Source organism: Curtobacterium sp. Leaf183 (assembly GCF_001424385.1).
Classification (GTDB): Bacteria; Actinomycetota; Actinomycetes; order Actinomycetales; family Microbacteriaceae; genus Curtobacterium.
Genome location: NZ_LMPO01000009.1, coordinates 179,576 through 187,952, shown reverse-complemented (window position 1 = coordinate 187,952; position 8,377 = coordinate 179,576). Strand labels below are relative to the sequence as shown.

The window sequence follows — 8,377 nt, the reverse complement described above, 5'->3', positions numbered from 1 at the left end:
CCCGGGTGACGTCCGTCACGGACGTCACCCGGGCCTCCTGTCAGAGCCGGGACGGTGGTCGGCTCAACGAGCCGCCAGGACCTGGTCGTAGACCACGCGCGTCCGCTTCGCGATCGCGGCCCAGGTGAACTCGGTCTCGACGCGCAGGCGACCGGCGCGGCCCATCAGCTTGGCCAGCCCCAGGTCCGACAGGACCTCGTTGAGGGTGGCCGCCAGGTCGGCGACGTACTTGTCGGGGTCCGTCGGGGTGCCGGTGCCGTCGGTGGCCTGGTCGATCGGGACGATCCGCCCGGTCAGGCCGTCGGCGACGACCTCGGGGATGCCGCCGGTGCCGGTGCCGACGACCGGGATGCCGCAGGCCATGGCCTCGAGGTTCACGATGCCGAGGGGCTCGTAGATCGACGGGCAGACGAAGACTGTGCCGGCCGTCAGGACCTTCACGATCTCGTCGTGGGCGAGCATCCGGTCGATCCAGACGACGCCGTCACGCTGCTGGCGGAGGTCCTCGACGAGGCCGGTCACCTCGGCCAGGATCTCCGGGGTGTCCGGCGCGCCGGCGCACAGCACGACCTGGACCTCGGGCGGCAGGGACGCCACCGCGCGGAGCAGGTACGGCAGGCCCTTCTGTCGGGTGATGCGGCCGACGAACACCACGCTCGGGCGGTCGGGGTCGATGCCGAGCGCACGGACGGTGTTGTGGTCGACCTGCGGCTGCCAGGCCTCGACGTCGATGCCGTTGTAGACGACGCGCACCTTGGCCGGGTCGATCGACGGGTACGAGCGGAGGATGTCGGCACGCATCGCCTTGGACACCGCGACCACCGCGTCGGCCTGCTCGAAGGACTCGCGCTCCATCCAGCTGGACAGGCGGTAGCCGCCGCCGAGCTGCTCGGCCTTCCACGGACGGAGGGGCTCGAGCGAGTGCGCGGTGACGACGTGCGGGATGCCGTGCGTCAGTTGCGCGAGACGGCCAGCGGCGTTGGCGTACCAGGTGTGCGAGTGCACGATGTCGGCGCCCTGGACGTCGGCGGCCATCTGGACGTCGGTCCCGAGTGCCTGCAGCGCGCCGTTCGCGTCAGCGAGCCCCTCGGGGGTGCGGTAGGCCCACACACCTTCCTCGTCGCGGAACGCGCCGAAGGCGCGGACCCGCACCTCGGTGTCGGTCCCGGACCGCAGGGCCGCGGTCAGTTCGGCCACGTGGACACCCGCTCCGCCGTAGACCTCCGGCGGATACTCCCTGGTCAGTAGATCGACTCGCACGGACTCAACGTAACGGGTTCACACTCCGGACGCCTACTGTGAACCCCATGGCACCAAAGAAGGTCTTCGGCATCGTCCTCGCCGGAGGCGAGGGCAAGCGGCTCATGCCGCTCACTGCCGACCGCGCGAAGCCCGCTGTCCCGTTCGGCGGGAACTTCCGCCTCGTCGACTTCGCCCTCTCCAACCTGGTCAACTCCGGGTTGCAGAAGATCGTCGTCCTGACGCAGTACAAGTCGCACAGCCTCGACCGGCACGTCGCCGAGACGTGGCGCATGGAGGGCCTGCTCGGGTCGTACGTCGCGTCCGTGCCCGCGCAGCAGCGCCTGGGCAAGCGATGGTTCGCCGGGTCGGCCGACGCGATCCTGCAGTCGCTCAACCTGCTCCGTGACGAGCGGCCCGACATCGTCGTCGTGGTCGGCGCGGACCACGTCTACCGCATGGACTTCTCGCAGATGGTCGAGGCACACATCGCGTCGGGCCGGAACGCGACCGTGGCGGCCATCCGCCAGCCGATCGGCCTCGCCGACCAGTTCGGCGTGATCCAGGTCGCCGACGACGACCCGACGAAGATCGAGGCGTTCCTCGAGAAGCCGAAGGACGCCGTCGGGCTCGCCGACTCCCCCGGCGAGATCCTGGCGTCGATGGGCAACTACGTCTTCAACGCCGACGCACTGGTCGACGCCGTCCTGCGCGACGGACAGATCGAGACGAGCGACCACGACATGGGTGGCGACATCGTGCCGGACTTCGTGTCCCGCGGCGACGCCGGCGTGTACGACCTGCAGCGCAACGAGGTCCCCGGCTCGAACGACCGCGACAAGTACTACTGGCGCGACGTGGGCACCATCGACTCGTTCTACGACGCGCACATGGACCTCATCGCGCCCGTGCCGGTCTTCAACCTGTACAACACCGACTGGCCGATCTTCAACCAGCAGACCAACCTGCCGCCGGCCAAGTTCGTGCGCGACGGCAACGGCAACACGGGGTCGACCGTCGACTCCATCGTGTCGCTCGGCTGCCTGATGTCCGGTGCGCAGCTCGAACGCAGCGTCATCGGGCCGTGGTGCACCGCCGACTCCGGTTCGAAGGTCCTCGACTCGATCGTGTTCGAGCGCGCGACCATCGGTGCCGGGGCCGTCGTGAACCGGGCGATCCTCGACAAGGACGTGGTGCTCGCACCGGGCGCCCGCGTCGGCGTCGATCGCGCGGCGGACGAGGCGCGGGGCTTCACCGTGACCGAGTCGGGCATCACCGTCGTGGGCAAGGGCGTCCGGGTCGAGGCGTAGCCCCGGCGCGCGGTCGGGCGCATGCCCGGACGCGCGACGTCACAGGGTGCGCGGCACCGCTACCGTGGTGGCGTGCCGCGCTTCCTCGTCGTCCTCGATGCCGACTCCACCCTGCTCGAGGACGAGGTCATCGAACTGCTCGCCGAGCACGCCGGGACCCGACCACAGGTCCAGGCGGTCACGGAGCGCGCCATGCGCGGGGAACTCGACTTCGCCGAGAGCCTGCGGGAGCGGGTCGCGACCCTGGCGGGCCTCCAGGCCGACGTCGTGGAGCGCGCGCAGCGGGCGGTCCGTGTCACGGTCGGCGCTGACGAGCTCGTGCGCGGCGTGCACGCCGCAGGTGGCACGGTCGGCGTGGTGTCCGGGGGGTTCCACGAGGTGCTCGACCCCTTCGCTGCCCAGCTCGGGCTCGACCACTGCCGGGCGAACCGGCTCGAGGTGGTGGACGGCGTGCTGACCGGGCGGGTCCTCGGCGACGTCGTCGACGCCGAGGCGAAGGCCGCGACCCTGCGAGCGTGGGCTGCCGAGGACCGCGTGCCGATGACCAGGACCGTCGCGGTCGGGGACGGCGCGAACGACCTCGCGATGATGGCGGCCGCCGCGCTGGCGGTGGCGTTCGACGCAAAGCCGCGCGTGCGCGACCAGGCTGACGTCGTGGTCGTGGACCGCGACCTGTCCCCGGTGCTCGCGGCGCTCGGGCTGCGCGGGTAGAGCGAGCGCCGAGCCGAGCCGGGACTAGCCGGGCCGGGACTAGCCAGGCCGGGCCGGGCCGGGCCGGGACTAGTGGCCCATGCCGAGGCCGCCGTCGACCGGGACGACCGCGCCGGAGATGTACCCGGCGCCGTCGCCGGCCAGGAACAGCGTGGCGTCGGCGACGTCGTCCACGGTCCCGTACCGCGCGGCAGGGATCTGCTTCTTGAACTCGGCCTGCAGCTCGTCGGGCAGCGCAGCCGTCATGTCGGTCTGGATGAAACCGGGCGCCACCACGTTCGCGGTGATGCCGCGGGAACCGAGTTCGCGGGTGATCGACCGCGCCATGCCGACCAGCGCGGCCTTCGAGGACGCGTAGTTGACCTGCCCGACCTGGCCGTACGCGCCGACGACGCTCGACATCAGCACGATCCGACCGAACTTCGCCTTCATCATGCCCTTGGTCGCACGCTTGACCACCCGGAACGTCCCGGTGAGGTTCGTGTCGATCACGTTGGTGAAGTCCTCCTCCGACATGCGGAGCAGGAGCCCGTCGTTCGTGATGCCGGCGTTCGCGACCAGGACCTCGACCGGGCCGAGCTCCTGTTCCACCCGGGTGAACGCCGCGTCGACCGACGCCGAGTCGGTGATGTCGGCCTGCACGGTGAGGGCGCCCTCGGGCCCGCCGTCGCCGCTGCGCGAGGTGACCGCGACCCGGTGCCCGGCGGCGACGAACCGTGCGGCGAGGGCGTGGCCGATGCCGCGGTTGCCGCCGGTGACGAGGACGGTACGGGGGGTGGTCATGGGCGCTCCGTTCGCTGGGTGCACGGGGTTGCTGCCCGGTGCACGGGGTCTTCCGCTCGGGCGTTCCGGGGGCTCCAGCGCCCGACACGCCCGCACGAGCCTACCGGGGCGGACGCGGACCGGACGATGCGGGCAAGTGTCGGTGGACGGGCTTAGGGTTGATCCTGGGCAGACGGAGATCGAACGCATGAAGACGACGCAACGCATGAAGTCAGCGCGAGGCATCAAGTCGACGCGCCACACGACACAGAGCATCACGGCGCTGCCGGACACGCCGCAGCGCGACCGGAAGCACCGTCTCTCGCGCTACGTCTGGCAGATGGCCGTCCGCGTGATCCTGTTCGTCGGGGCCGTCCTGATCTACACCGTCTGGCACAGCCCGCTGCTCGCGCTCATCCCGATCGTCCTGGCTGGGGTCATCCCCTGGATCGCCGTCGTCGTGGCGAACGCCGGCAGCCACACCGAGTCCGACTACGTCGCCCCAGCCGGTGCGCTCGTCCGTGCGGCGGACTACGACCCGCGTCTGCGCGAAGCGCAAGAGGACGCACGGGCCCAGGCGTACCGCGACGAGCAGGAGCGCCTGCGGCAGAACGCGCAGCACGCACAAGAAGAGTGGCAGCGCAGCGGCGACCGCTCCCGTGTCTGGGGCCACCGCTGATGGGTGCGACCTTCGACCTGTTCACCGAACCGGGGTCGACCCCGGTCTGCTCGCGCGCCGGGTGTTCAACGCCCGCGGCGTGGCGCATCAACTGGCGCAACCCCCGGATCCACGCGACCGACCGCGTGAAGATCTGGGCGGCATGCGACGAGCACCGCGACTTCCTGGCCGGGTACCTGCGCTCTCGCACGTTCCCGGTGCGCGTGACCGGCCTCGACGAGGACGTCGAGCGCCTCGACGACACCAAGCAGCACGACGCGCCCAAGAACGACGTCGGCGAACGGGCGCGCGCGGCCAACGAGCGATGACCGAGTTCGACCCCCGCAGCCGGTACGGGCGACGCCACGCCGAGCGCATCGAGCGGGCCGCCCAGCAGGACCGGCCGTCCGCGGGCGAAGCACCTCGTGGCACCGATGAGCCGTTCGTCGGCTGGGGGTTCGTCCGCAGCCGACGATGGCTGGGGTACCTCGCCATCGCGGTCGGCTTCGCGATCCTCTGCACCCTGTTCGGCATGTGGCAGTGGGACCGCCGCAACGAAGCCGTGCGCGAGAACCAGCAGATCGCCGCCAACTACGACCACACTCCGGTCCCGGTCCAGGACGCCCTGCCGCGCGCGGGCAGCTGGGACGACGACCAGACCTGGTTGCGCGTCGAGGTCACCGGCCGCTACGACACCGACGACCAGCTCCTCGTTCGCAACCGCGTGCACAACGGCCAGCCCGGGTTCGAGGTCCTGACGCCGCTCGTCACAGCCGATGGCCGTGCGTTCGTCGTCGACCGCGGCTGGGTGCCGACCGGCAACCGCCAGGACGCGCCCGACAGCGTGCCGTCGCCCCCGTCCGGTCAGGTGACGGTCATCGCCCGGCTGCAGCAGAGCGAACCGCGCATCCCCGGACGCACCGACCCGGCACACACCGACCAGGTGCAGTCCGTCACGCTCACCGACGTCGCGAAGAAGGTGGACGCCCCGATCTGGACCGGCGCCTACGGTCAGCTGGCGTCCGAGTCCCCCTCGCCGACCCAGGCCCGCCCGTTCGGATGGGACCGCCCGAGCGCCGACACCGGGTTGCACCTGAGCTACTTCATCCAGTGGTTCATGTTCGCGGCCGGGGGCTTCGGCTTCCTGGCGTACCTGATGGTCCAGGAGTACCGCAACCTGAACCAGGACGACCCCGAGGAGCGCGAGCGCGCCCTCGAACGACAGCGTCGCAAGGACGCCAAGCCGAAGACCGATGCCGACGTCGAGGACGAATTGCTCGAGTCGCGCTCCTGACCGGACACACGACCCGTCCGGGCAGCGCGGTGGTCGCTACGCCAGCTCGATGAGCTCGGCGTAGTCCTTGTTCCAGTGGTCCTCGGTGCCGTCCGGCAGCAGCAGCACACGCTCGGGGTTGAGCGCCTCGACGGCGCCGGTGTCGTGGGAGACGAGCACGACGGCCCCCTCGAACCCGGCCAGGGCGTTGAGGATCTCCTCGCGCGACGCCGGGTCGAGGTTGTTCGTGGGCTCGTCGAGCAGGAGCACGTTCGCGCCCGACACGACGATCATCGCGAGCGACAGACGGGTCTTCTCACCGCCGGAGAGCACGCCGGCCTTCTTGTAGCCGTCGTCGCCGGTGAACAGGAACGAACCCAGGACGCGGCGGGCCTCGGTCTCGTTGAGGTCAGTCGATGCCGAGACCATGTTCTCGATCACCGTGCGGTTGATGTCGATGTTCTCGTGTTCCTGGGCGTAGTACCCGATGCGCAGGCCGTGACCGGGCTGGATCTCCCCCGTGTCCGGAGCGTCCGCACCGGCCAGGATCCGTAGCAGCGTGGTCTTGCCGGCACCGTTGAAGCCGAGGATGACCACGCGGGAACCACGGTCGATCGCCAGGTCGACGCCCGCGAAGATCTCCAGCGACCCGTAGGACTTCGACAGTCCCTCGGCCATCAGCGGCGTACGACCACACGGGGCCGGCGTGGGGAACCGGATCTTCGCGACCCGGTCGGCGACGCGCTCGTCCTCGAGGCCTGCGAGGAGCTTGTCGGCTCGCGCGACCATCTGGTGCGCGGCGGCGGCCTTCGACGCCTTCGCGCCGAACCGGGCGGCCTGGTCCTTCAGCGTGGCGGCCTTCTTCTCGGCGCCGGCACGCTCCTTGCGGCGGCGCTCCTCGTCGGCGACGCGCTGCCGCTGGTACAGCTTCCAGCCCATGTTGTAGATGTCGATGGTCTGGCGGTTGGCGTCGAGGTAGAACACCCGGTTGACGACCTCGTCGACCAGCTCGACGTCGTGGGAGATCACGATGACGCCGCCGGGGTAGGTCTTCAGGTGCTCACGGAGCCAGACGACGCTGTCGGCGTCGAGGTGGTTGGTCGGCTCGTCGAGGATCATCGTCTCGGCGTCGGAGAAGAGGATGCGCGCGAGCTCGATGCGACGACGCTGACCACCGGAGAGCGTCTTGAGCTGCTGGTCGAGGATGCGGTCCGGCAGCTTGAGGTTCGACGCGATGGACGCAGCCTCGGCCTCGGCCGCGTACCCGCCGAGCGCGTTGAACTGGTCGTCCAGGCGGGAGTACCGGCGCATCGCCTTGTCGGCGACGGCGGCGTCCGCGCTGGCCATGTCGACCGTGGCGAGACGGATGCCCTCGACGAGCTCGCCGAGTCCGCGGGCATCGAGGATCCGCTTGCGGGCGGTGTCCTCGGGGTTGCCCGAGCGCGGGTCCTGCGGCAGGTAGCCGATCTCGCCGGTGCGTTCGATCTTGCCGTCGGTCGGCGGCTGCTCCCCCGCCAAGGCCTTGGTCATCGTGGTCTTCCCGGCGCCGTTCCGGCCGACGAGACCGATCTTGTCGCCCTTCTCCACTCGGAAGGACACGTTCTCCATCAGGAGGCGAGCCCCGACGCGGATCTCGAGGTCGTGCACGGCAAGCACAGTGGAAGTCCAATCAGTTGGTGGTTGTGCACAACGGTGTGTGCGTGGGGTGCACCGCTACGCTGACGGGACCGGCTGTCCCAGAACAGGGACCAGCAGTCCATTCTAGGAGAATCCATGACGAACGCCACCGGGTTCGCTCCCCGCGCAGTCCTCGCCGACCGCCTCCGCACGCACGGCCTGGCCACGAACGTCGCCCTCGTCGCCGGCGGTGCCCTCTTCACGGCCGCCATGGCGCAGGTCGAGATCCCGATGTGGCCGGTGCCGATCACCGGCCAGACGCTCGCAGTCGTGCTCGTCGGTGCCACCCTCGGCGCACGCCGGGGCATCCTGTCGATGCTCGTGTACGCCGTGGCCGGACTCGCCGGAGCGCCCTTCTTCGCGGACATGCAGGGCGGCCTCCACGCGCTGTCGCTGCCCAGCTTCGGCTACGTCATCGGGTTCGTCCCGGCGGCGGGCGTCATCGGGTGGCTCGCGCGCCGCAACTGGGACCGCAGGGTCGGCCGCGCCGCGGTGGCGTTCACGCTCGCCAGCGCGATCCCCTTCGTCACCGGTCTGCCGTACCTGGCCGTCGCCCTCGGCGCGCTCGGCCTGCCGAACGACCTGCAGTCGGTGCTCGCGGCCGGCCTGTACCCGTTCATCGTGGGTGGCCTGGTCAAGGCGCTCATCGCCGCCGGAATCGTGCCGCTGGTGTGGAAGGCCGTCGGCCGCCGCTGACGCACTCCCCACGAACGCTGAGGGCCCCGCACCGCACCGGTGTGGGGCTCT

The 8,377-nt window shown here is 70.6% G+C and carries 9 protein-coding genes; 6 read left to right on the top strand and 3 right to left on the bottom strand.

Annotated elements, in window-relative coordinates; translation table 11 throughout:
• Positions 1 to 63 precede the first annotated feature (63 nt).
• Complete coding sequence (gene glgA / locus ASG04_RS11690) at positions 64 to 1,260, bottom strand: glycogen synthase (protein ID WP_056124425.1); 1,197 nt, start codon at positions 1,258 to 1,260, stop codon at positions 64 to 66.
• A gap of 47 nt (positions 1,261 to 1,307) precedes the next feature.
• Between glgA and ASG04_RS11685 the strand changes: the two genes are divergently transcribed.
• Together ASG04_RS11685 and serB are read left to right on the top strand one after the other, a co-directional pair.
• Entirely contained in the window at positions 1,308 to 2,549 is a 1,242-nt protein-coding gene (locus ASG04_RS11685; protein WP_056124422.1) for a glucose-1-phosphate adenylyltransferase, read from the top strand.
• 72 nt (positions 2,550 to 2,621) lie between these two features.
• Positions 2,622 to 3,260 carry a phosphoserine phosphatase SerB gene (serB, locus tag ASG04_RS11680; protein WP_056125728.1) on the top strand — a complete coding sequence of 213 codons (639 nt, stop codon included), beginning with the start codon at positions 2,622 to 2,624 and terminating at the stop codon, positions 3,258 to 3,260.
• Positions 3,261 to 3,329: 69 nt separating this feature from the next.
• Here the strand turns inward: serB and fabG are convergent, their stop codons facing one another.
• Positions 3,330 to 4,043 (bottom strand): 3-oxoacyl-ACP reductase FabG, encoded by a 714-nt coding sequence (gene fabG, locus ASG04_RS11675; RefSeq protein WP_056124418.1) that lies wholly within the window; start codon positions 4,041 to 4,043, stop codon positions 3,330 to 3,332.
• Positions 4,044 to 4,248: 205 nt separating this feature from the next.
• Between fabG and ASG04_RS17615 the strand changes: the two genes are divergently transcribed.
• Genes ASG04_RS17615 through ASG04_RS11660 form a run of 3 tightly spaced genes read left to right on the top strand, consistent with a single transcriptional unit; the run spans position 4,249 to position 5,974 of the window.
• The gene (locus ASG04_RS17615; RefSeq protein WP_162241717.1) at positions 4,249 to 4,701 is read left to right on the top strand and encodes a DUF3099 domain-containing protein; all 453 of its coding nucleotides are present in this window, start codon (positions 4,249 to 4,251) and stop codon (positions 4,699 to 4,701) included.
• The gene (locus tag ASG04_RS11665) at positions 4,701 to 5,009 is read left to right on the top strand and encodes a hypothetical protein (protein ID WP_414835828.1); all 309 of its coding nucleotides are present in this window, start codon (positions 4,701 to 4,703) and stop codon (positions 5,007 to 5,009) included. The genes ASG04_RS17615 and ASG04_RS11665 overlap by 1 nt, the downstream gene beginning before the upstream one ends.
• Positions 5,006 to 5,974, top strand: coding sequence for an SURF1 family protein (locus ASG04_RS11660; protein ID WP_082518072.1), 969 nt, complete (start codon positions 5,006 to 5,008; stop codon positions 5,972 to 5,974). The genes ASG04_RS11665 and ASG04_RS11660 overlap by 4 nt, the downstream gene beginning before the upstream one ends.
• Before the next feature lie 36 nt (positions 5,975 to 6,010).
• On the opposite strand, the gene ASG04_RS11655 is transcribed toward ASG04_RS11660, so the two are convergent.
• Positions 6,011 to 7,609: an ABC-F family ATP-binding cassette domain-containing protein gene (locus ASG04_RS11655; RefSeq protein WP_056124412.1), complete on the bottom strand. Its 1,599-nt coding sequence runs from the start codon at positions 7,607 to 7,609 to the stop codon at positions 6,011 to 6,013.
• 117 nt (positions 7,610 to 7,726) lie between these two features.
• On the opposite strand from ASG04_RS11655, the gene ASG04_RS11650 reads away from it, so the two are divergent.
• The gene (locus ASG04_RS11650) at positions 7,727 to 8,326 is read left to right on the top strand and encodes a biotin transporter BioY (protein ID WP_056124408.1); all 600 of its coding nucleotides are present in this window, start codon (positions 7,727 to 7,729) and stop codon (positions 8,324 to 8,326) included.
• Positions 8,327 to 8,377: the final 51 nt, after the last annotated feature.